The organism is Kaistia sp. UC242_56, assembly GCF_044452255.1.
Classification (GTDB): domain Bacteria; phylum Pseudomonadota; class Alphaproteobacteria; order Rhizobiales; family Kaistiaceae; genus Kaistia; species Kaistia defluvii_A.
In genome coordinates, this window is sequence record NZ_JBIOAN010000002.1 from 3,408,066 (window position 1) to 3,428,278 (window position 20,213).

At 65.2% G+C, this 20,213-nt stretch carries 23 protein-coding genes; 1 reads left to right on the plus strand and 22 read right to left on the minus strand.

The window, feature by feature from the left end; all coding sequences use genetic code 11:
- Window positions 1–19: 19 nt before the first annotated feature.
- The 20 genes from ACHMWQ_RS18835 to ACHMWQ_RS18930 form a co-directional block, all read right to left on the minus strand.
- Window positions 20–598: a DUF4376 domain-containing protein gene (locus ACHMWQ_RS18835; protein ID WP_396308635.1), complete on the minus strand. Its 579-nt coding sequence runs from the start codon at window positions 596–598 to the stop codon at window positions 20–22.
- A gap of 6 nt (window positions 599–604) precedes the next feature.
- Window positions 605–1,258, minus strand: coding sequence for a hypothetical protein (locus ACHMWQ_RS18840; protein WP_396308636.1), 654 nt, complete (start codon window positions 1,256–1,258; stop codon window positions 605–607).
- Complete coding sequence (locus ACHMWQ_RS18845) at window positions 1,258–2,100, minus strand: hypothetical protein (RefSeq protein ID WP_396308637.1); 843 nt, start codon at window positions 2,098–2,100, stop codon at window positions 1,258–1,260. The genes ACHMWQ_RS18840 and ACHMWQ_RS18845 overlap by 1 nt, the downstream gene beginning before the upstream one ends.
- Window positions 2,101–2,109: 9 nt before the next feature.
- Window positions 2,110–5,271 carry a DUF4815 domain-containing protein gene (locus ACHMWQ_RS18850; RefSeq protein WP_396308638.1) on the minus strand — a complete coding sequence of 1,054 codons (3,162 nt, stop codon included), beginning with the start codon at window positions 5,269–5,271 and terminating at the stop codon, window positions 2,110–2,112.
- Window positions 5,271–6,380 carry a phage tail protein gene (locus ACHMWQ_RS18855; RefSeq protein ID WP_396308639.1) on the minus strand — a complete coding sequence of 370 codons (1,110 nt, stop codon included), beginning with the start codon at window positions 6,378–6,380 and terminating at the stop codon, window positions 5,271–5,273. Before ACHMWQ_RS18855 ends, ACHMWQ_RS18850 begins: the two co-directional genes overlap by 1 nt.
- Window positions 6,377–7,234 carry a baseplate J/gp47 family protein gene (locus tag ACHMWQ_RS18860; protein WP_396308640.1) on the minus strand — a complete coding sequence of 286 codons (858 nt, stop codon included), beginning with the start codon at window positions 7,232–7,234 and terminating at the stop codon, window positions 6,377–6,379. Before ACHMWQ_RS18860 ends, ACHMWQ_RS18855 begins: the two co-directional genes overlap by 4 nt.
- Window positions 7,231–7,626: a GPW/gp25 family protein gene (locus ACHMWQ_RS18865; RefSeq protein ID WP_396308641.1), complete on the minus strand. Its 396-nt coding sequence runs from the start codon at window positions 7,624–7,626 to the stop codon at window positions 7,231–7,233. Before ACHMWQ_RS18865 ends, ACHMWQ_RS18860 begins: the two co-directional genes overlap by 4 nt.
- A 5-nt stretch (window positions 7,627–7,631) precedes the next feature.
- Window positions 7,632–7,868, minus strand: coding sequence for a hypothetical protein (locus ACHMWQ_RS18870; RefSeq protein ID WP_396308642.1), 237 nt, complete (start codon window positions 7,866–7,868; stop codon window positions 7,632–7,634).
- Between the two features lie 72 nt (window positions 7,869–7,940).
- A complete protein-coding gene (locus tag ACHMWQ_RS18875) occupies window positions 7,941–8,246 on the minus strand; it encodes a hypothetical protein (protein ID WP_396308643.1) in 306 nt (101 codons plus the stop codon).
- Window positions 8,247–8,299: 53 nt separating this feature from the next.
- Complete coding sequence (locus ACHMWQ_RS18880) at window positions 8,300–8,893, minus strand: phage baseplate assembly protein V (protein ID WP_396308644.1); 594 nt, start codon at window positions 8,891–8,893, stop codon at window positions 8,300–8,302.
- Window positions 8,890–9,672 (minus strand): hypothetical protein, encoded by a 783-nt coding sequence (locus tag ACHMWQ_RS18885; protein WP_396308645.1) that lies wholly within the window; start codon window positions 9,670–9,672, stop codon window positions 8,890–8,892. The genes ACHMWQ_RS18880 and ACHMWQ_RS18885 overlap by 4 nt, the downstream gene beginning before the upstream one ends.
- Complete coding sequence (locus tag ACHMWQ_RS18890) at window positions 9,672–10,073, minus strand: hypothetical protein (protein ID WP_396308646.1); 402 nt, start codon at window positions 10,071–10,073, stop codon at window positions 9,672–9,674. Before ACHMWQ_RS18890 ends, ACHMWQ_RS18885 begins: the two co-directional genes overlap by 1 nt.
- A complete protein-coding gene (locus tag ACHMWQ_RS18895) occupies window positions 10,073–10,411 on the minus strand; it encodes a DUF2190 family protein (protein ID WP_396308647.1) in 339 nt (112 codons plus the stop codon). The genes ACHMWQ_RS18890 and ACHMWQ_RS18895 overlap by 1 nt, the downstream gene beginning before the upstream one ends.
- Window positions 10,412–10,474: 63 nt before the next feature.
- Window positions 10,475–12,487 (minus strand): prohead protease/major capsid protein fusion protein, encoded by a 2,013-nt coding sequence (locus ACHMWQ_RS18900; RefSeq protein WP_396308648.1) that lies wholly within the window; start codon window positions 12,485–12,487, stop codon window positions 10,475–10,477.
- Window positions 12,488–12,500: 13 nt separating this feature from the next.
- A complete protein-coding gene (locus ACHMWQ_RS18905) occupies window positions 12,501–14,063 on the minus strand; it encodes a phage portal protein (RefSeq protein ID WP_396308649.1) in 1,563 nt (520 codons plus the stop codon).
- Window positions 14,064–14,065: 2 nt separating this feature from the next.
- On the minus strand, window positions 14,066–14,272 hold the full coding sequence (locus tag ACHMWQ_RS18910) for a phage head-tail joining protein (RefSeq protein WP_396308650.1): 207 nt from the start codon (window positions 14,270–14,272) through the stop codon (window positions 14,066–14,068).
- A 38-nt stretch (window positions 14,273–14,310) separates the two neighbouring features.
- A complete protein-coding gene (locus ACHMWQ_RS18915; RefSeq protein WP_396308651.1) occupies window positions 14,311–16,293 on the minus strand; it encodes a terminase gpA endonuclease subunit in 1,983 nt (660 codons plus the stop codon).
- Window positions 16,262–16,774 (minus strand): hypothetical protein, encoded by a 513-nt coding sequence (locus ACHMWQ_RS18920; RefSeq protein WP_396308652.1) that lies wholly within the window; start codon window positions 16,772–16,774, stop codon window positions 16,262–16,264. The genes ACHMWQ_RS18915 and ACHMWQ_RS18920 overlap by 32 nt, the downstream gene beginning before the upstream one ends.
- Before the next feature lie 208 nt (window positions 16,775–16,982).
- Window positions 16,983–17,525, minus strand: a complete 543-nt coding sequence (locus ACHMWQ_RS18925; RefSeq protein ID WP_396308653.1) for a hypothetical protein — start codon at window positions 17,523–17,525, stop codon at window positions 16,983–16,985.
- Window positions 17,526–17,785: 260 nt separating this feature from the next.
- On the minus strand, window positions 17,786–18,409 hold the full coding sequence (locus tag ACHMWQ_RS18930; protein ID WP_396308654.1) for a hypothetical protein: 624 nt from the start codon (window positions 18,407–18,409) through the stop codon (window positions 17,786–17,788).
- Between the two features lie 314 nt (window positions 18,410–18,723).
- On the opposite strand from ACHMWQ_RS18930, the gene ACHMWQ_RS18935 reads away from it, so the two are divergent.
- Window positions 18,724–19,074, plus strand: coding sequence for a MerR family transcriptional regulator (locus ACHMWQ_RS18935; RefSeq protein WP_396308655.1), 351 nt, complete (start codon window positions 18,724–18,726; stop codon window positions 19,072–19,074).
- A gap of 335 nt (window positions 19,075–19,409) precedes the next feature.
- Here the strand turns inward: ACHMWQ_RS18935 and ACHMWQ_RS18940 are convergent, their stop codons facing one another.
- Window positions 19,410–19,760, minus strand: coding sequence for an HNH endonuclease (locus ACHMWQ_RS18940; protein WP_396308656.1), 351 nt, complete (start codon window positions 19,758–19,760; stop codon window positions 19,410–19,412).
- The gene (locus ACHMWQ_RS18945; RefSeq protein ID WP_396308657.1) at window positions 19,757–20,149 is read right to left on the minus strand and encodes a hypothetical protein; all 393 of its coding nucleotides are present in this window, start codon (window positions 20,147–20,149) and stop codon (window positions 19,757–19,759) included. Before ACHMWQ_RS18945 ends, ACHMWQ_RS18940 begins: the two co-directional genes overlap by 4 nt.
- Window positions 20,150–20,213 lie beyond the last annotated feature (64 nt).

Sequence of the window (20,213 nt, forward strand, 5' to 3'; positions counted from 1 at the left end):
GAGATGGGTTAGTTGCTGATCAACCCGGCCAGTTGGCCGCGTCGATTTCTGCGATGGTTGTGACGGTGCCGGCACCGATGGCTGTGGCGAGGGCTTCCTCGACGGCAAAGCATGCCTGCACATGAGCGCCGACCGCGGTAGCAATCGCTGCGACGGTGGGCGCGTCGAGCGTCACCCAACCGGATGCCGCCTTGAACCGGATCAACTCGGTTGGGTTCGCCTGCGAGTAGGAATAGGCGCCTGTGATCATCGACTGGCTCTCGCGGCCGGTATCGATCGCCGATCCCGCAACGATGAGCCCGCCGGTCTCCACCTGCCAGCGTTTGGCCGCCGCCCAGGCAAGCAGCGCTGCTTCGGTCTCTTCGAAGACGTCGATCTTGCGCGGCTTTCCGCCATCGTCCACGAGCGTGTGGGACAGCGACAGCTTGCCGACTGGCAGGGGGGTCTCGATCACCCGATGCAGCCCAAACCGCACCATCTTCTCCTCCTCCGACCACTCCTGGGGAACGTGAAATTTTTGGGTCGGATCGCTCGCGAAGAACGGCAAAGGTTTGCCGTCCCACTCTTCCCAGGCTCCGTTCAGCTTGCGTGCGTACATGGTTCTTCAGCTCACTATGATGCGGATCTCGCCGCGCGCGCCGGCGCCAGCGGTGCCTGTCTTCGTGCCGCCCACGCCTACCGAATAAGGCACGGACCCTGTGAAGTAGCCTTCAGAAAAGACCCGCTTAAACTTGCTGCCGGAGCCGCCGCCGCCTCCGGCCCAGCATGTCGATCCCGAAGTATCATATTTGCCGGCGCCACCGGCGCCGGGTGTCGTTGATAGCGCGGCGGAGCCGCCGCCCGTCGTCCTGCCGGCTGCTCCTATTCCCCCGCCATCTGGGGCGTCCGCGCCCTTGCCGGCGAAGTTCCACGTCTTGCTATCGCCGCCGGCGATGCCTGCGAAATTGGTATCGCCGCCGGTAGCCATCGCGCCACCAGCGCCGCCCGGACCAATGCCGTTGCCGTTGGTGGCTTGCGCGACATAGCCCGATAGACCTCCCGGCGCTGTACAAGGGCCGAACGTGGTAGCGGTGCCGTGCGCCGCGGACGGCGGCCCCGCATCTGTCCCCGCGCCGGCCGCGCCTCCACCCCAGCCCTCAACTGTCAACTCGTTGAAATCGGCCGGCAGAGGCCAGTTCCCGGAGCCAGTGGTTAGGGTTACCGTGTAGGGCGTGATCTGCTTGCGAAATGGCGGGAGCGCCGCGAGACCCGGAAGCATTAGTCGACCCTCCGGCGCATGCCCATAAAGGCGAACTTCCCGGAACCGACGCAGACGAACGCGAGCAGATCTTGAGCGCCGGCCGCTGTACTCAAAGCGGGTGTCCCAAAGTCTCCGAAATCGAAGTCGGCCGACCAGGTTGGCACCCGGTTTCCTGTCGCATCCTGCTTGATCAGGACGTTCCACGGCCAGCCCGGCTTCGCGTTGGCTGGGCTACCGAACACGCGATTGCCGGCGACCGTGACCGAGCGATTGACACCGGCCGCGTGATCGACCGCGATCGTCGCCCCGTCGGCGAGCGGAACCCACGCCATGGCCGCCAGCACGGCGTCAGGCGTCAACAGCTTGTTCGCGTTCGCCTCTCGCAGGTCCGCCACGGCGGCCAGAGCAGCGGCGGCCAGCTTGGCGAACGTGAGCCCCCCGTCCAGGATGATAAGGTCGCGGGCTGCCGCCGCATTGGCTGCCGTCAGCAGTCCTCGACCGATCGTCGTGCCGTTGGCGATATCCGCCGCCTGAATTGACGCGGGGATGAAGATATTGCCGTTGTACTTGACGAACTGGCCGTTGGCGGCGCCGGAGAAGTCGACGCCGGTCAACGAGCCGATCGAGTGGTTATGGATGAGAGGCGACTTGCCCGCGAGCGCCGAGACCAGACCGAGGATCTCGGACATTTCGTGGGTATGGACGGATGCCGCCTTGCCCACCAGGGCCACGAACAACGCCGCGACATCGGCGTCGATCGCTGCCAAAGCAGCTATGAGACGAGGAACGTCCTCGCTCCTCATCTTGTTCAGCGGGTTCGGGAGCAGATAGTCCCGGTTGGCGGTGCGATTGTCTTCCATTGCTTATCCTCACACCGACCAGGAGCGGAGATCGGCGACAGACGGGCGCGCCGCCGGTGTCCCGGTCAGCGTCAGCCGCAAGCGCCCCTCCACTGCCGAGTAGGGATTTTTCGCGTATTCACGTTCGATCCAGCCCTCATCGAGCAGTGACTGAGCCGTAAAGGTCGCCTCGGTCCAGTTGTTGTCGTTGGCGTCGTGCTCGATCTTGAGCGTCGAACCAGCTGGCAGCTTCGTCGCCAGATTGGTCGCGACCCGGACGCCGCTTCCCATCGTCATCGACCGGCTGATGTAGGTTCCGGAGCCCCGGATCGTGCCGGCGATGAGCTGCACGCCGGGGAACAGCACCGGGCTCGCCTTCTCCGAGCCCTTCAGGACGGCGCGAAGCTGGACCACCTCGGTCACATACTCGGTGAACTCGTAAACCTGATCCGGCAGAAGCTTGATGATCTCGCCCGAGACGCGCTGGACCTCGAAGTAGAGGCTGCAGTCGGAAGTCGGCAGCAGGACCGTGCCGCAGATCATCAGATCGGAGCAGTTGGTCAGGGAATAGCTGCCCAGATTGACCGTCTTCGCGTTAGGGCCGAACTTCGCCGCCACCGCCCGGAATGTCAGGTCGCTATCCTGGTGCGCCGTCCATGTGTTGGCGTTGGCCGACGAAAGACGGGTGCCGATCGTGTAGGGCTGCGCCGAAACCCAGGCGTTGTTGACGCTGTCGTAAGACCCGATCGTTGCTTCGGAAATGGCGTGGGCCGCGTCGTCGGTCTTGATGACGAACACGAACTCGCTTCCCGGGGCCTGATAGAGCGGCACCGCGAAGTCGACTGTCGTCCATGCCCCGATCACGACCGCGTCCATGTCGATCCGGACAGCGGCGAGGACCTCGCCGGTTGGCCAGCCATTCTCGACCGTCCTGACTTCCAGGATGCAGTCGTTCGACCGGTCGCCGATCGCGCAGAACTTGATGTCGAAGGCGGCCATCTGCCGCCCCTCGTCCAGCGTATAGGTCTGCGCCTGGGGGTCGACGCCCGAGGTCGGGCTCTGGGTCTGGGTGTTGAAAAACTGCGTGGTCGAGATGCGCTGCATCACGGTCACGTCGATGGTGCCCTGCCCGACAAAGGACGCGGTGCCGCTGGCGCCGGAAGCGCCGACAGCCACAACCGATTTCTGCCCTGCCGTCACATTGGCCGGGATCGTGAACGAACCGGTTATGCGACCTTCGGAGTTGCCGACCAAAGGACCAGCCGGCGTGACGTCGACACCATCAAACGAGAGATGCGCCAGCGCCTCGCCAGGCCCGAAGCCGGTCAGGGTGAAGCCGACCGGGATCGGCCGGAGGAACTCGATCAGCTCCTGCCGCTGGTCGACCAGAGCATTGCGAACGGTGGTCCGGCTCGTGTTGCCGGAGCCGAAGCGCTGCGTCTGGGGCGATAGCCAGACCGTCGCGGTGGTGGTCCAGAAATCGGTCGCAGGCGACAGCGACATGCCGATCGGGAGCGGCGTGAAGTTCTGGTACGGGTTGATCAGGACGCAGCCGGTCGACAGCTCCTGGCGAATGACCGTCTCTTTCGTCCAGTCGAGCAGGATCGGCGCCGACATGGGGACAGAGAAGAAGGTAGGATCGATCGCCAGCTGACAGGAGCCGTCGAAGACCGCGGCCGTCTGCGCGGCACCCGCGTCGCGATAATAATCATCGACGAACGGGTCGACGAAGACGCCCCGCTTCGCGACAGGGTCCTTCGTGTCGACCGACCGCTTCAGCCGCTCGAGCGCGACCAGGTCGATCAGATCGAACAGACGGTTGTAATATCGCCACTGCTCGGAATAGGGCACCGACCGGACGCCGCTATTCACGATGTCCGGCTTCGCCACCCAATTGTTGGTGACGGTGCAGAGCGGCAGCAGGTCGACCGCCGGGATAGGCGCCACGGGACGACTGCGGGCGGAGATGCCCTTCAGGTAGACGGGCAAACCCTCCTGGTCGAGGCAGAGAAGGTCGAGGCGCGGCAGCTTCCAATCATAGGTAAGGAAGACGCTCGCCCCGGTCACGCCGCCGGTCAAGGTGACGCTCGTCGCGGAGGTTGCGGTCGGAGCAACCGCGACCAGATAGCGGTACTTCACGGTGTAGGACGAGCCCAGCGCCGGCTCGGCGCCGGCCGGTGCCCACGAGATGCTGTTGCCCGAAAGATTGAAGTCGGTGCCGGCGATATAGGTCGTGGCGCCCTGCTTGACCTCGATGATCACGGTCGCGTTGTCGTGATCGAGCAGGTCCGAGGAATTGGCCGGCGAGCCGCGCGTCTTGGTCTCAGTGACTTCCTTGGTGATGATCGCCGTCGCCAGCGCGGAAAGCGGCGCATGATTGAGCGCAATGACGGCCGTGCCGGTGCCGCCATCCGCAAAGATGTGCGGCTCGCTCTGCGCGGATGCCAGGTCGTAGAGTTCGGGCTGGGCGTAGCGCAGCGCCGTCTGACGCGTCGTCTTGAACCCGAAAATGTTGGCGATGCCCTCCTCGATCGAGAAGACCTGATCCGCGCCGGTCTTGCCGAGCGCAGTGACGCGGCAGCCCTGCACGATGTAGTTGCCGTGCGCCTGGTAGTCGTAGATCGCGATTACCTTGACGACGCCCGAGAGTGTCGGCGGCGGCGACTGGTCCAGCACCGTCCCGTTGCGCAGCAGATAGACGCCGATCAGATCGCCATCGTTGCCGTCGCCCGACCTCCCCCAGGTCGAGGTCTCGACCTGACGCGCGGAGCCCGCCTCGCCCTCACCCTCGGTGCCGGGATGCAGGCCGAGCAGGTCCGGATCCTCGGCCTCGGTGACGACCGTCGACGTGATCCGGACACCGATCACAATTTCGCCGGTCATGGGAACGCCGGTCAGGACAGCGCCCGAGATCTCCCGAACATCGCCGCGCGCATAGACCAGCCCCGGCGCCAGAGTGACGATGCCCGACCCGACGTCGACGATGATGTCGCCGTCCGCGATCCGGTCGCCGTCCGAGGCGACGAGATTGCCGACGCGGCGATTTCGCCGCTCGATCATCGTCTGAAGGTCGTTCAGGTCCGTCGCCTGGGCGAAGCGGTTTTCGCGCGCGACGAGGCTCTGCCAGTCTGGCTTCTTCAAGGCACGGTTATAGGCTCCGGGAAGACCGGAGGGGTCCGAAAAGTCGGTCATCAGAACCTCATGAGGATGCGCACGCGCTCGCGAACGGTACGGCCGAATTCGATGTTCACGGCCATCTGCCCGATCTCAGGCAGGGCCGCGTCGAGCTGGCCTGGGCCGAGCCACAGGGCGCCGGGCGTCGCTGGATCTTCAGGCTGGCCCGACAGGATGAAGGAGACGGAGGCCGCCGTGCGACCGTAGCCGTCGCCGAAGTCGGTAAGAGCCTCGATCAGGATCAGGGTCGCACCGCTCTCCAGTGGCGTGTAATGCAGCCCGCCGAAGGAATATGGGCCGGAAAGCGTCTGCTCGACGCGATGGTGAACGCGTGCGCGGCGGTAGCCGATCACATCGCCCGCGCCATCCCGGAAGCACGTCCAAGCGGTCCCTACCGGCACGCCGAGCAGCATGATCACCGAGCGCGAAGCCCCGGAAAAGGCGTCCCATTCGATGTCCGGCCATTCGACATCGAGCCAACTTGGTTCGACGTCGCCGGTCGGCGCAATCCAGACGCCGAGGGCGCTCAGCTCGGCTTCGGTCATAGTGTGGTCGGAGGCATAGTCCCGACCAAACGACCATTTTGCCCCATCCTCACGGATGCGTGCCCCTGAGAACGCGCCCCACAGGGTCTGCCCCCAGCGGCTCTGGCCGTATTCCAGCGCGCGGATGTCATAGCCGCGAAACCCGCGCCAGAAGACCGCGCGCAGCGGCGTCGACAGGTCGGCGACACCCTCGACGCCCTCCAGATCATCCTCGCTGTCGCGGATGCGGCCGAGTTCGATCTGGAACAGGTTCCAGCGGGTGCGCCGGATGGGGCTCTCTTCCACCTCGCCAGTGTAGTTGAGCCAGCTCAGCGCCCGATGAAGGGCAGCCGGTGTTCCGCGCTGCCGCGTCCACTTCACGCCCTCGTCGATGAGGTCGTAGAGGTTCGGCACATAAGGGGTCAGCTCGCCGAGACCGTATTCGTAAACCAGGAAGGGCAAGAACGAAGGCGGCGGTGAGAACTTGATGCCGTGCATCCCCCAGATCGCGCCGTCGAAGCGAGGCGAAATGTCCGTCGCCTCGGACAGCGCGACCTCGAACGGGGTCGAGGACGACGGGAGGAGATGGAGGGGAGTGGTCATCGATCTCGACCGGCCAGGGTTAGCGTGAATGTGCCGAGGGCGATTGCCTCGGATGGCGGGACGACGATGGTGGCCGCGGGCGTCAGAACCTCGACGCGGTAGACGCCGGCGCGCATCAGGCGCGCAGAGAGCCATTCCTTCGTGAGATCGAAGCCCAGCCCGCCCTCGGCCGCCAAATCCGCTTTGACGGCGGCGCCGAGCGCGTCCAGGAGCGAGGCGCTGGCCTCGGGCAGCAGCCAGATGTTGGCCGAGACATTCACGACCGTCTTGACGGCGGCGACGACGCTGATCGTGTCCGTCACCATCCGCACGGCCTCGTCCTGCACGGCGGCGTTGACGAGAGCGAGCAGGCCTGCATCGGCAGCCCCGTCATTGTCGGTCGATGTGACCGCGATCTCGATCAGCGGCGAAGTCCCGACCCGATAGACGGCAGCATCGGCCACCCGCAGGTCAGCGCCGAGCGCGACCGCCCGATAGCGCGGTGCGGTGCCCCCGGTGGATCGCCCCTGGATGATCAGCAGGGTGCGAAGCCGAAACCGCTCGTCGTCCTCCCCCGACATCCTGACCGCGTCATAGAACGCAGCGAGGTGATCGAGATCCGCACCAGTCGCGAACGCCAGCAGGTTCGAGCGGACCGCGTCATTGACCCGGGCGCGCAGGATGAGATCCCGATATGCCGCAGCCTCGTCGACGACCTTGACCGGGTCGGTTTCGAGGCCGCCGACGTCATAGTCGATGCCGGCAGCATCAAAGCGCGACTGCGTGTCGGCCATGATCTCGGCGAGGATGACTTCGTAGTTGAGCGCCTCGATCGCCTCGGGCGCCGGGTAAGCCTGGAGATCGATCGTCGTCATGCGGATTTGACCTCAAGTCGATCGCCCGAGCCAGGCGAGACGGTGATCCGCTTCGTCCCCTCGACCGTGAAGTCGCCGAGGTGGCCGCGCGGGCGGTAGTGAAGTTCGATCAGGAACCCGGCATGACCTTCGCGCGTGACCGATAGCGGCGAGATCCGGATCAACTCGACGCGCGGTTCCTGCGTCAGCGCCACGCCAACGGCGGCGTAGAAGCGGACGAAGGTGACAGTCACCATGTTGCGGCCGAGCAGGACCGGGATGTTGCTGCCGAACCACCGGCGCATCACGCGGTCGCCGAAGCGGGTGGAAAGGATCACCTCGATGGATTGGAGGACGTGCTCCCAATCGCTCAGGAGCCGCCCGGTGTGCCGATTGACGCCTGTAGAGGCCATGGGCGTCAGCGCCGGTTGCGTACGCCGGCGCCCGGCTTGCCCCGGTTGACGAGATCCACGGAGCCGCCGTCTTCGGGCGTGCGCAGCGGCGCCACGGTGCCGTGCGGCGCGATCACGCCGCGCTGCAGCTCATATTCGGCCTGCGCAGCGGACAGATCGAGGATGCTGCCCGGCTTGACCTTTCGGCCAGCGACATACGGCCCGGCCGCGTCCGTGACGCGGTACGGCTTCTTCTCGGCCATGAGGCCCTCCTATGAACAGATGAGATGCGGGCGCGCCGGCCTCAGCAGGCGGGCTTTTGCTCCAGGGAAGCTTCAGGCGGTGACGTGCTTGACCGCCCACATGACGGCTTCCTCGATGCGCTCGGCAGCGATGTTCAACTCGCGGTCGAAGGTGCCAATGGCCATGGGCCGCAATTCAGCGTCGAGTATCGGGCCCCCGTCATCTTCCAGCAGCGGCTCGGGGGCCGTTCGCAGGCTCTCGATTAGCGCGAGGAACTCGGCGCCCTTATCCTTGATCGCGGCCATAGCCGCCTTCTCCTCGTCCGACAGCACGCGATAGCTGTGACGCAGGGTGTTGTTGACGACACGGTCGTCCGAAGTGCTGCCGACAAAGCGCATGGCACGTCCTTTCTCTCGCCATGACGGGCGATCTCGTTGGTGAAGGGATGCGGTTAGGCAGGCGGTCCGGTGTTCGAGCCGCCCTGCGTGACGCCGGAGTGCTTGTGCTCCGCGCCGACGTCCTTGCCGTTGTTCGTGAAGGACGAGCCCTCGGTGTCGAAGTTGCCTTTGATCGTGACGTCGCCGTCGATCGAGACATCGGCCTTGATCGCCACCTTGCCGGCACCGATCGTCACCGACAGACCGCCCTCGGTGATCTGGATTTTGTCGCCGTCGAGCGTGAACCGGAAACCGGCATAGGTGGCGACGTTTTCGTCGCCCTTCTCGCTCGGGCTCTTGTTCTGGTCCGACTGCGTCATTGGCACGGCCAGGCCCTGGCTGAAGTCGCCGGCGACGTTCAACACCGTCATCTGCTGCCCCTTCGAGGGCGGCGTATGAACCTTGAGGGCGCCCATGAACTGCGCGTAGGGGATCGGGGCGGTCAGGAACGGCTTGCCGTCCTCGTCCTCGCCGATCTTGATCCGGACCGTGCCGGCCTTGGCGTCAATCTCCTCGACCGTGCCCTGGGTGATCTGGCCGTCCTGACGCCGCTCGACTGCGGCGAGCCGAAGGAACAGCGCCTCAATGACGTCCGCGATCGAGGTCATGGAAGGCTCCACGCTTCGTCGCCGGTATCGACGGTTGCGCCGTCGATCGCTGGGGCTTCAGCCGCGGGCGAGGTCGGCAGCTCCAGCGGACCAAGCCCGATGCCCTCCCGCCCCTCTTGCGTCAAGCCCAGGTCCGCCTGCTGCACGCGCCAGGTAGCCATGCCATCGGGAGCGGAGATCTCGGCGGCAACCCATGTGGCCACCGGCTCATAGTCCGGGTCCGCCGCGAACACGGCGATCACCGCCTGCCAGAAATTGCTCGTCAGCGGCTCCCCGAACGCAGGCTCGTTCACGGTCAGCCGGCAGAGATAGGAGCTTTCGTTGGCGGCGATCCGGACCTGCTCGGCGATCTGGAAGAGGAACGGGATGGCCGAGGTCGTCTCCACCTCTGCGACCAGGATGCGCCAGAGGTTCGCGGCATCGCTGTCGCTCGCGCTCAGGGCGCGATCGATCTGGCGCCGCAGCATGCCCATGACCAGATCCGCAGCGCCCTCGCGGGTGTTGATGCGGAGCGCCTGGCCGTTGACAGCCACGTCGATCTCGGCAGGCAGGAAGGCCTGGATCAGCAGCTCGACGCGGTGCTCGCCACCGATCAGTTCCTTGCCCTGAACCTTGCGGTCGTCCTCGCCGATGAACACGGCGATCAGCGGCTTGGCCAATCGCGCGACGTCGACGTCCAGCGCATCAATGGCGCCGGGCTGCACGGCGTCGCCGGCGAGCGTGGCGCCGCGCAGGGCGGCGACGGTCAGATATTGCAGGGCGATCGAGGTAATTCCCATCACACCACCGGAAGCGGAACCATCATGAACAGGAAGCGCCCGCCGTTCTGTTCGGCCGGCGTTGCGATTTTGAACACCGGCGCACCGAGGCGATCGAGCGCTACAACGCGGTCGCCGGTCTTCGGAAGCGCGTTCGGCGCGAGGATCGATCCCGCCTCGATCAGCAGGGCGGTCTCCTGGACGTTGACCTCCTGCCGCGAGCCGTTGCGAGATCCCTCGCCTCGAGCGTGCTCGGCATGCTCGGTCACATCGAGCGTCGCCCGGATCTCGAAGGCGGGGCGATCCGGGTCCGGTCCGCCGATCACGACGCGGCCGGCGGCCTGCGGCTCGATCCTGACGCGCTCCCCGAACAGGCGATCGCTTGCCCGGCCGGCGAGCGCGTCAAGTCGAGCCCAGGACATCAGAAGCTGCCGTTGAGGCGGACGCGGACGACGGCGTCCGGGGAGGCCTTGGCCAGGATCGCAACACCGATCTTGGTGTTGCTGGTGTCGACCTTGGTCGCCTTCTTGGCGCTGTTGTCCCAATAGACCGCGTCGCCGACCGCGAAAGCCTGCGTGGTGGCATGGGTGGCGGCCACCAGGTCGAACACGCCGGTGGTTTTGGCCTCGACCACCGCCCCGCTCAGCGCGGAGAAGGCGGCGATACCGAAGATCGAGCCGACGAGGATGCCGCCGCCGGAGGGGACATCGTAGGGGGCCGTGAGGGTGAGCATGTCACCCGGCTGAACGAAGTTCTTCATCGAAGATGCTCCAGATGGGAAGGGAGGGAATGGCGAGGCCGGAGCCTCGCCGCAGGCCAGCGCTTAGGCGCCGGCGTTCTTGAAGAAGCCGCGCCAGTCGATCGCCTTGGCGCCGACATCCAGGCGAACCTTGACCTCGACGCCGTCGACGTCGAAGCCCGAGCGGGTCTCGGTGAAGACGCCGCGCTGGCCTTCGAGATAGGCGAGCTCGACGAGGTCGATCTGGTTGACGTTTGCGGCCAGGTACCAAGCCGTGGCGGAGCCGTTGATGCCGAGCTTCGGGATGCCGATATCAAGCCGCGGCTCGGCGATGATGGTCAGGCTGCGCAAGCTCTCCGGAACCTGGTCGGCAGCCTTGGTCGGGAAGATCTGGCCGACGAACTGCTCCGCCTTGGTCTGCAGCGACTTCGGCACGATCAGGTACTGCGGATCGATGTTGAGCAGAGTCGTCCCGTCGATGCCGGTCTGCTTCGACATGCCGAGACGGCCGGCGCCGATACTGTCGACGGTGATGGCCGCATTGGTGCCGGCGAGGTTGCTGTGATCGGCATGGAACAGCGCCTTGCCGTCATTCATCAGATAGGCGCCCAGGATCTGCGCCCAGACCAGATCGCTTTCGAGATTGGCTGCCTGGACGCCGAACTGGCGCGGCAGGCGCGTGAACGCATCCAGGTCGTCATTGACGATCACCTGTCGGGTAATGCCGACGATACGGCCATAGGTCTCGACGGCGTACTTCTCGACGCCCTCGCCAATCGCGCCGCGCTTGAACTCGCCGTGCTCGTTGACCTTCTCGAAGCTCGGGGCGTCGCCGAGCTGCGCGCGGCTAACCTGCTTGAAGTCGGAGACCGAGGTCTCGCGAACCAGCGGTCGGAACGTCTGCGGCGCCGCTTCGTAGGCCGCGCGCAGCGTCTTGTTGGCGACGTTGGCGAGGATGCCGGGGAAATCGCTGGTCGACATCATGCCGCCGCTACGGAGCTCCAGCGCGCGCTGCGCTATCTCCAGTTTGGAGAAGCCTCGCGTCCGGACACCAGCACGCTCCAGGCTCTCGCGGCCGAGCTCCAGCAAGCTGTAGCCGCGGAAGTCGCGACCGGCGGAGGAAAGCTGGAAAGTGTCCGGGGCCGAGCGATGAAGCAGCGCGCTCTCGATCGCCGCCCCTCGCTTCTCGTTCTCGTCCGCCTGCACTTCGACGCGGGCGTGAGAGGTCGGATTGCCGGCGCGCTCCTGCTGGGCTGCCATCTCGTCGATCAGCAGCACCCGAAACGCCTCGACGGTGGTGTCGGTGCGAACATGGGCGTCGGCCAAGGCAGGAAGCCCTACCTTGGCGGCCAACGTCCGAATCGTGTCGACGCGGGTGCGCTCGGCACGGATCGCCTCATCGGCGGCGCTCCGAACCTGCGCATCGACGTCGTTCTCGTTTCCGCGTGCTTCATCGGCAGCGGCATTGGTGCGATGGGGCATCGCGGTCTCCTTCTTGAGTGCCGACTGCTCGGCGGGGGAAACATCGGCACGGATGACGATGCAGGGCTGGGCTTCGGCGCGCTGCTGATCATCTGCAGAGCGCACCTGGGCGCCGGGATCGGCCGGAACAGGCACGGCCGAGATCTCGAACGGCTCCCAATCGACGACCCGCCAGTGCGCCAGCGTGCCGTCATCGGCCTCGGTCTTCTCGATCTTGTGCAGCCGGTAGCCGACGCTGACGTTGCGGATGATGCCGTCGCGGATCTTCTGGACGTTGTCGGCATCGCCGGGCGCCTGCGACAGCAGGATGCGGGCAATGCCCTGGCCTCCCTCGATCCGTGCGGAGCCGGGCACGACCGATCCGATGATGTCGGAGAGGTCATAGCTGCTGTGGGTGTTGAGGAAGGGCGCGCCGGCATTCAGGCGCTCAAGGCGGACCGATCCGGTGTCGACGACGAGTTCCTCGTTGTATTCGCCATCCCACCAGCTGTAGCGGCGCACCGTCGCGCCGGCGGTGAAGACGACCTCGATCGTGTTGGTCGCTTCGTCGAAGCTTTCCGCACGAAATTCCGCGCCCCGCCGCTGCGGCGGGACGTTCACAGTGTTCTGGGGCATGAGAGTTTGCCTTTCAGGCCTTGGCCTTGGAATTGGCGGTCCCGCCGCCGTCTGAGAGCGCCGCCGCGATGACGGCCGGGTCTTGCAGGATGCCGGACTTGTCCGTGTGCCTCGGGTCGCTATCGAGCTTGATGCCGAGCTGATCGAGCAGTTTGTTCGCCTCGGCGATCTCGTTCAGCACGGCGCGCGGGTTGCGGCCGGTCTCGGCGATCACGTCGAGCAGCGAGCGCTGGCCCGAGCGCACCTCCATGAGAGCCGCCATCGCATCCTTGAACGGGTCGACCGACACGAAGCGCGGCGGGCTCCACTCGACCGGGAACTTGCCGTCCGGCAGCAGGCCGGCTGTCTGGGCTGTGTCGATGAACCAGTCCCAGACCGGCTGGCAAAGCATCGGAATGAACAACTGCCACTGGACGCTCGACACCAGCCTCCGAAACTCGACGAGGCCGGCTCGGATGCTGGAATAGTTGACCTCGGCCAGGTCGCCCGAGATCAGTTCGTAGGGGACGCGGAAGCCGGCGGCGACCGACCGGAGAGTGACGCGCTTGTAGGCCTCGTGCCCGCTCTTCGCCGCCGGGTCGTTGAACTTGACGTCCCGACCGCCCCGCGCATGCAGAAACATGCCCGGCTCGAAGCGCTCCACCAGCGTTCCATCAGCGTCATAGATGCCGGGCTTCTGATCCTCCCCGAGCGGGATGCCGAGGCTCATGTCCGCCTCGTCACCGCCGGTGACGACGCCGACGAGGCAGGCCTCGACCTTCTTCCGCATCAGCTCCGCGTCCTCGTATTCGTCGAGGTCGCGAAGGGTGATCAGCGCGGGCGATCCCCACGGCACGCCGCGCACCTGGGTGCGCTGTTTCTCGTAGACATGCAGGATGTCGGCGGCCGGGTAAGCCTTGCTCGTCACGCCGGCCGCCGTATAGGCGTGGTTGTCGCCGGGGTGAGACGCGAACAGCCAGTACTTCGACCGCCGCCCGATTTTGTCGAACTCGACACCCTGAACGATGTTCATGCCACCGACTGCCGTGAGCGTGCGGTTGCTGTCGAGCAGGTCCGCCTCGAGGATCTGGATCTGCATCGGCACCGGCAGTCCGTCCGAGACCCTTCGGGCCCGGCGCCGCACCAGCACCTCGCCGCCTTCCAGCATCTCGCGGCAGGCGAGCGTTTGAAGTCCCAGGAAGTCGAGTTGGCCATCCGCGTCGCAGCGTTTCGACCATTCGTCCCAGAGATCGTTGACCTTCTTGTCGAGCTTGTCGTCGCCGGTCTTGGCGCGCGGCAGGATGCCGTCCCCGATGATGTTGGTGGAGAGCACCGACATCGCCTTCGCCGCATGCGGGTTGTTCCGCACGAGGTCCCGCATGCGCGAGCGGAGGACGGGCCCTGCCATCTCAATCTCGGCATCCGCCGACGTCCCGGCCGTTTTCCAGCCTTCCGTGCGACGCCCCTTTGACGCGCCCTCATAGCCCCGCCGGCCGGAGCCGACGAGCTTGTCGAAGGCCGCCCGCTGCAGCACCCGTCGCGCGGCAAAGCGCGGCGAGACATAGCTGATGGCCTTGTCGATGAACGTTGCGCGCATCGTCAGCGGCCTTTCGAGAACGAAGCCAGGCTGACACGGGATCGGCCAGTGCCAGCGTTGAGGCCTTCGAGGTAATCCAGACGCTTCCTGAGGTCGTCGAATGACGGGTACTCGACCTCGCGCTCTACCCCGTTTGTCTTGGTGCGGATCTTCTTGGCGCCCGAAGCAATAGCTTCGCGGATCGCCGCGATCTCATCAGCGATCGACATCTCTCACCATGGTTTTTGGGTTGCGCGGCGGACCGCCGCTATCCGAGGAAGCCCCGGCCGCGTCCGCCGCCGTCGAGCCAGCCACTTCGCTTCGGCGGTGGCGATGGCTTTGGCGTTTCGGGCACGGTGCTTTCGACAGGTCGGGCCGGTTCCGGGGCTCGCGCCGCCGGGCGGCGCGCGGCGTCCGGGAGACGCTGGACGCCGAGCATGTATGCCGCTGCAAAAGCCAGCGCCTCCGCGTCCAGGTAGTGGTTGTTGCGAGCCTTAGGGATCCACTGGAACCCGCCGCTCGGCTTGCGCACGCGCGCTTCCGAAACGATCTGCCGGCAATAGTCCTCGGTCAGGCCGTCCGGGTTTTCGTCGCTCTTGAACTCGTAGACGTGCCAGCCGCCGGGCTGATCAGCTGGCCAGCGCAACCGCTGATGCACCCACGATTTCATGAAGTCGCTGTCGAGGCGCACCAGGTCGAGCCCGACCTTCGTCGTCTTGCCGCGCGGCGTGACGTCGATGCGGTTCACCGAAAGCGGCTTGTCGCGATGATCGAAGCCCTTTGTTGCGAAGGCCTGCCGCGGGCGCTTCCGGCAAAATTCGTAGACCCGGTGCTCCGGCACCTCGTCCTTTTTGCCAGGACGGAAGCCGGCGTCGACGAACGTCCGCGAGATGGGCAGCCCGCCATATTCCCCATCGAGGAGCGTCGCAAGGTCGGCCCAGACGTCATCGTGCGCCGTGTCGCCCCAGAGTTCCCCGGCGTCGATCAGCCAGCTTTCCTGGCGAACGCCCCAGCCACGCACGACGTAGACGAGGCGGTTCTTCTGGACGTCGACGCCTTTGGTCAGGAACAACACGCCGTCCGGGATGTCGCCGCGCCGGTAAGGCAAGGCGAGATGCTTGATCTCTTCCCATTCCGGGACGTCGCCGCCGGAAGGCGCCCATACCTCGCCGAAGCCGCCATTGACGGCCGTCTGCACCTCGCTCTGATTACCCGAGCGAAGCGCCGTGACATAGGCCTCGGCTCGCTGGCCGAAGGTGACGAAGGGCGAGCAAAGACCCGAGACCCAGAACGACAGCGTCGAGCTATCCGGGGCAGAGCCTGTCACATCGCCATCGGCCGTGATCCTCTGGCCCGGCGCGACATAGACGCCCCGTGCGTTCATCTCGGCCTTGAGGTCCTCGCCGTTCGGGTCGTCCTCGATCAGGCAGCCATTGCGCGGACAGATCATCCGCGTCTCGCGGCGGGCGCGCGTCGGGTCGGCGCCGCGCGGAATGTCGAGGCATTCGAAGCGAGGAATGAAGAACTCGCCACAATGCGGGCACGGCCAGGCCCAATGGTACCGCGTTCCCTCCTGCCAGAGCGCCCACACCTTGCTGTCGAGATCCTCCGGCTCCTGCACGGCCCAGAACTCGAGGCCGCTTTCCGGGTCCCGCGTCACTTCCTTCGCTCCCACGCTCGGCGTCGAGACAATCGCGTGGACAAAGTCCGCGTACGTGTCGCCTCGTCGATCGACGAGGCTGATCGGGTCACCCTGCCCTTTGACGTTCGCGAGCAGGTCGTCCGCCTCATCGGTCAGCGCCAGGGCGAACGGATCCGACTTCAGCGCCGTCGACGAGCCAGCATGGGCAAGGCGAAGCGGCACGCCGGCGACGAGCTTGCGCGTCTGCTTCATGCGCTTGCCGCGCGCCACCTTCCGGGAGAGCGACGCCGCCTGGTCCAGCAGCCCCATGATGCGGGGCTCGAACTGCTCGGTCACAAACTGCTTCGACGGACCGACATAGAGGATCGGCGCCGGCGACTGGTCCAGACGCTGACCGATCACGTCGAGAAAGGTCTCGCTCTTTCCCATCTGGGCGCTGCACGCCAGCACCACACGACGATGCGTGCGCGCGGCGACCGCGCGGCCGAACGGGACCATGTAGGGCGTCAGGAAGGGATCGCGCGGCCCCGGCTTGCCCGAACTGGTCGGATAGACGCGGTGCTCGATCGCCCAGGCGTCAGGTGTCGTCCTCGGTGTCGGCCGCAGCATCAGCGCTGCCCGAAGCAAGATTTTCCGATCCGGCTTCGAGGGCTTCCGAGATGCGCTGGAGGCTTGCATGAACTTCGATCTCGATCTTGGTGCGCAACTCGATGTCACGGGTGACGCGCGCCGCGAGACCGTTCATCTCCGCATTGACCTTGCCGACCACGAGATCCATCGCGGCCTCTGCTTCGTCCCTCGGCACGACCTCGCGCTCGCGCTCGGCGATCCGAAGCTCGACCTCGCGCTGTCGGGCCGCCTTCAGGCCGCTCTCGCTCTGAACCCGTGACGTGCGGCGCTCTTCTGCTTTGAGGAAAGCGATGTATCCGCCGACCACACCGCGCAGGGTGTTTTGCCCCTTGGAGTTCAGTTTGATCCAGCCATCGACGGTAAGCTGCTGGACGCGCTGAGGCGTTACGCCGATGAGCGTTGATGCCGCTCGGGCCGACACAACCATGTCGCTGAGCGCCGGCTTTTTGGTCGCGACCATCTTTGCAGACTTTCAAAATCGGACGTGCGGGTCGCCTTTCGGCACGACGCCGCCAAAAAGCGGGGCTGGGCCCGCGGGCGGCGGCGGATCGCCGATATCAAGTAAAATGCGAATTTCGGGTGAGCAGATACGCTCAAAAGCCACGCTGCCGCCGCACTGCGGGCGCCTGGCCTCCCCGAAGTACCTTCGGCCGGGGGTGGAGGTGCGGTCAGTCGCGCCGGCGACGAGAGGTGAAGGCCTCGGCCTCCCGCTGCAGCCAGTTCTCAAAGCCTTTGACCTGGAAGTCAGCGGGATCTGGCATACGGCCCATGATCCCCTTGGCAGCTGCAATTGCCTGGCGAGATAGGATCTTCGTGCAAAGCAGCGGTTGCCCCCGCTCAGATGTGAAGTCGAGCCCATGCCTCTTGAGGGCTGGAACTATCTGGTCGGGCGCGAGATCAACGGCGTCAAACGGCGTTTCGTACTCGTCGTATTGGTGATCGACCGCCCATTGCCGCTGCATGGGTAGTTCATCGTAGTCGGCCGGGCCCTTGAACTCGGTGTCCGCGCTCGTGATGCCGAACAACTCTATCGACACCTCATCAATCAGGCGGTCGAGCTCAGGCGGGTTGGCCCTGCCGGGATGACTCCCCAGGAGCAGCTTTCGCTCCAGCAGCTGAATGCGGGGATGATCCTTCATCCGCAGGATCTTCGGTCGGGAAGCTGCCCGGGTGATAGCGGAATGCCATTTCGCAATCGCAGACTTCGACATCGAGGCTCCGAATCGGTTCCGTTACGTCATTTTATCATGCGAGCTTCCGCGCTCACCAGACTGGTGGGCCGACCCATCCCCGATTCAGAGGCGCTCATCCCCCTGCCATGTTCCTTCTTCTAGAGCGGAATTCTTCATCTGGGGATGGAGGACCTGCTTACCGCATTGCCCTTCCGCTGATCACCCAGCCGCCGGCGGCCGGATGATAATCCAGTAAGTAAATCCGACGGCGGCCTTCTCTAGCTGGCCAGGTCGCGGGTCTACTGAGGCACGAGCGCAGCCAGGCGGCGCGCGATCGATGGTTCGATGATCTCCACCACGCCTCGGCGGAAGGCGATGAGCGACTGATCGCGCACCAGCTCTTTCGAGACGGCGGGGCCGTAAAGCTGGCGGATGCGTCCCTTCTCTCCACCTCGGACGGCACGGGGTCCGCGTGGTCCGACGAAGGATCGCTGGAAGGCGTGGACGCTGCCCCAGAGCGTCGCCGAGACAGCAGCCTCGGGGGTGTCCTGGATCGCGCCGAATTGGCCTGAGGCGTTGCGGGGCTGGAGCCGCCAGTGCTGGCGCGGGCTCCACCGCACCATGGCTCGCTTGGACCTGCTGAGGCGCAGGGGGAAAGCGTTGATGGGCAGGCCCTTGCCTACGCCCATGATGGTGAACGTCAGCCGGCCCCGGTCGAGCTTGGACGGCGTGCGCATGTTGATGGGCGCTGCGGTGCGCGTGCTCATCTGGGCTCGCAGAGCCAGACGAACTTGGGTGCGCAACTTCAGACCACCGTCACTCAGCCCGTTGCCGAACTCGCGCTTTGCCTTGGCAGGCATGTCGCGGAACGCACGCATCCATCCGTCGAGCGCCGCCCCGTTGAGGCTGATCTCGATTTCCATGGTCTCGCCATTTCAATGCAGATTTTCAGCTTTTCGGAAGCCGCACCGGATCCCTGAGCCAGCTTAATGGGCAGCTCTAACCCGAGTACCACCAAGTTTTGCCGGCATTCGCCGTCTAAGGCCTTCAGAGTGAGGCAGACCGGCGTGAGGTCCACGAATACCCGGTCTTCTGGGCTTCGACCCTCCCGCCGCGCGTGGCGGAACTGTTGTCGATGACGCACGCCGAGGGTGCCGGTCAGCTGAACCATGCAACCCGCAGTGCTCACCGATGTTGTAAGAGTCCCGAACCATTTCTACGCTCACTGGGGGCGAACATGAGACGGTACTCGATTGGAGAGCTTGCTTCCGAGTTCAACCTGACGCCTCGCACCCTGAGGTTTTGGGAGGAAGCCGCTCTTCTCTTCCCCATCCGGCCCGGGACTCACCGCGTCTACACCGAAGCCGACCGACAATGGGTGCAGAAAATTGTGTCCTGGTCGGCGGCCGGCCTGACGTTGCGAGAGATCAAGGCGATACGGGATATGTCCGAAACGGAGATCCAGTCGTTTCTCCACGAACGTCTACCTGCTATCCAGGCCGCCCTCGACGAGGAATACGCTAAGAGGTGTCGCGCCATAAAGGCGGTCCTGGCGACCATTTCCGAGCCCCGTCGCGCTACCGCGTAACACAGGTCGCTCGTGCAGGAATTGTGACGGCCCAATTGCCTACTCCCATCAGGCGGCTGTTGAGTCCAAAGGGTTCAAACCCACCGGGGCTGATGTTCCAGGTGACGAAGAGGTTTAGATGAAGGTTCGGTATGAGGCGATAGACCCTGTCACCGTCGATGGTGTGCCGCTACCAGCAGGCCGATATTCGGGGCACTTGGCATATTTGGCCGACCCCGCTGAATCAGTCGATAAGCGGAGTCCAGAATACACCATCGACCTCTCTCAAGCGGATCTCGAAGCTATAGAGGGATGGCAGGGAAGCCCGCCACTTGAACTGCTCGCAACTGCGAATGTCAGGGACGGGTCACTCCGTCTGCTTTAGTGATGTTCCAAGGATGGTCTGGGTCACGCGGTCGGCCGGACAGCTGGTTGCCGATCACCTGCCCGCGCTCCTCTTCCCTTTGCTTCGTTGCGCTGTGGTGCGTGGTGCACAGGCCCTGATAGTTAGCCGGGTCCCAGAACAGCGCAGGGTCGCCACGATGGGGATTCCTGTAGTCGCACAATGTGGCGATCTCGGTGATCCCTTGTTGCTCGCACTTCACACAGAGCGGGTGCGCCTTCAGATGCGCGGCTCGGGCCTTCTTCCATCGGGCTAGCCCGTACCAGGCGCGCCATGGCTCGTCACGGTGGCTGTCCATGGTCACGGCCGCACGTCGATGTCGGGCAGGATCGCCGCCGGCTTGAAGACCACGCGGTACCGGTAGGTGCTGATCGGCTGGGGCTCCAACTGCTCGACGAAATAGGTCACGTTGTCCGACAGACCGAGGAAGTGCTTCTTGAATTCGCCCGGCCCGGTCTTGCAGGTGATCGACACCTCGCGGGCCTTGTCATTGTTGCCCAGCGAGCAGAGACCTTCGATGCTCAGCATATAGTCGCCGGTGATGCCGTTGTAGAACACGACGCGGCGATTGACCTCGAACATGTCCGCCGCCCGCGACAGGTTGCGTGAGGCAACGTCGGCATCCGTGGTGCAGCCTGCCATGACGAGAGCAAGCGCGACCAGGCCGAAGCCCATGTACGAGCGGCGGAACATGCAGTTCTCCGATGGTGATTGAAGAGGGCGACGCCGGGCTACCCTCCCGGCTTGGCCGACGGTG

Coding starts and splice junctions, on each gene's coding strand:
- ACHMWQ_RS18900 (WP_396308648.1), bottom strand. CDS start 12,487: ATGCCCCAGAACACTGTGAACGTCCCGCCGCAGCGGCGGGGCGCGGAA.
- ACHMWQ_RS18855 (WP_396308639.1), bottom strand. CDS start 6,380: ATGACCACTCCCCTCCATCTCCTCCCGTCGTCCTCGACCCCGTTCGAG.
- ACHMWQ_RS18930 (WP_396308654.1), bottom strand. CDS start 18,409: ATGGAAATCGAGATCAGCCTCAACGGGGCGGCGCTCGACGGATGGATG.
- ACHMWQ_RS18920 (WP_396308652.1), bottom strand. CDS start 16,774: ATGGTCGCGACCAAAAAGCCGGCGCTCAGCGACATGGTTGTGTCGGCC.
- ACHMWQ_RS18845 (WP_396308637.1), bottom strand. CDS start 2,100: ATGGAAGACAATCGCACCGCCAACCGGGACTATCTGCTCCCGAACCCG.
- ACHMWQ_RS18905 (WP_396308649.1), bottom strand. CDS start 14,063: ATGCGCGCAACGTTCATCGACAAGGCCATCAGCTATGTCTCGCCGCGC.
- ACHMWQ_RS18915 (WP_396308651.1), bottom strand. CDS start 16,293: ATGCTGCGGCCGACACCGAGGACGACACCTGACGCCTGGGCGATCGAG.
- ACHMWQ_RS18840 (WP_396308636.1), bottom strand. CDS start 1,258: ATGCTTCCGGGTCTCGCGGCGCTCCCGCCATTTCGCAAGCAGATCACG.
- ACHMWQ_RS18880 (WP_396308644.1), bottom strand. CDS start 8,893: ATGACCTCGATCGCGGACGTCATTGAGGCGCTGTTCCTTCGGCTCGCC.
- ACHMWQ_RS18945 (WP_396308657.1), bottom strand. CDS start 20,149: ATGTTCCGCCGCTCGTACATGGGCTTCGGCCTGGTCGCGCTTGCTCTC.
- ACHMWQ_RS18910 (WP_396308650.1), bottom strand. CDS start 14,272: ATGTCGATCGCTGATGAGATCGCGGCGATCCGCGAAGCTATTGCTTCG.
- ACHMWQ_RS18870 (WP_396308642.1), bottom strand. CDS start 7,868: ATGGCCGAGAAGAAGCCGTACCGCGTCACGGACGCGGCCGGGCCGTAT.
- ACHMWQ_RS18890 (WP_396308646.1), bottom strand. CDS start 10,073: ATGTCCTGGGCTCGACTTGACGCGCTCGCCGGCCGGGCAAGCGATCGC.
- ACHMWQ_RS18875 (WP_396308643.1), bottom strand. CDS start 8,246: ATGCGCTTTGTCGGCAGCACTTCGGACGACCGTGTCGTCAACAACACC.
- ACHMWQ_RS18925 (WP_396308653.1), bottom strand. CDS start 17,525: ATGTCGAAGTCTGCGATTGCGAAATGGCATTCCGCTATCACCCGGGCA.
- ACHMWQ_RS18860 (WP_396308640.1), bottom strand. CDS start 7,234: ATGACGACGATCGATCTCCAGGCTTACCCGGCGCCCGAGGCGATCGAG.
- ACHMWQ_RS18935 (WP_396308655.1), top strand. CDS start 18,724: ATGAGACGGTACTCGATTGGAGAGCTTGCTTCCGAGTTCAACCTGACG.
- ACHMWQ_RS18865 (WP_396308641.1), bottom strand. CDS start 7,626: ATGGCCTCTACAGGCGTCAATCGGCACACCGGGCGGCTCCTGAGCGAT.
- ACHMWQ_RS18835 (WP_396308635.1), bottom strand. CDS start 598: ATGTACGCACGCAAGCTGAACGGAGCCTGGGAAGAGTGGGACGGCAAA.
- ACHMWQ_RS18850 (WP_396308638.1), bottom strand. CDS start 5,271: ATGACCGACTTTTCGGACCCCTCCGGTCTTCCCGGAGCCTATAACCGT.
- ACHMWQ_RS18885 (WP_396308645.1), bottom strand. CDS start 9,672: ATGGGAATTACCTCGATCGCCCTGCAATATCTGACCGTCGCCGCCCTG.
- ACHMWQ_RS18895 (WP_396308647.1), bottom strand. CDS start 10,411: ATGAAGAACTTCGTTCAGCCGGGTGACATGCTCACCCTCACGGCCCCC.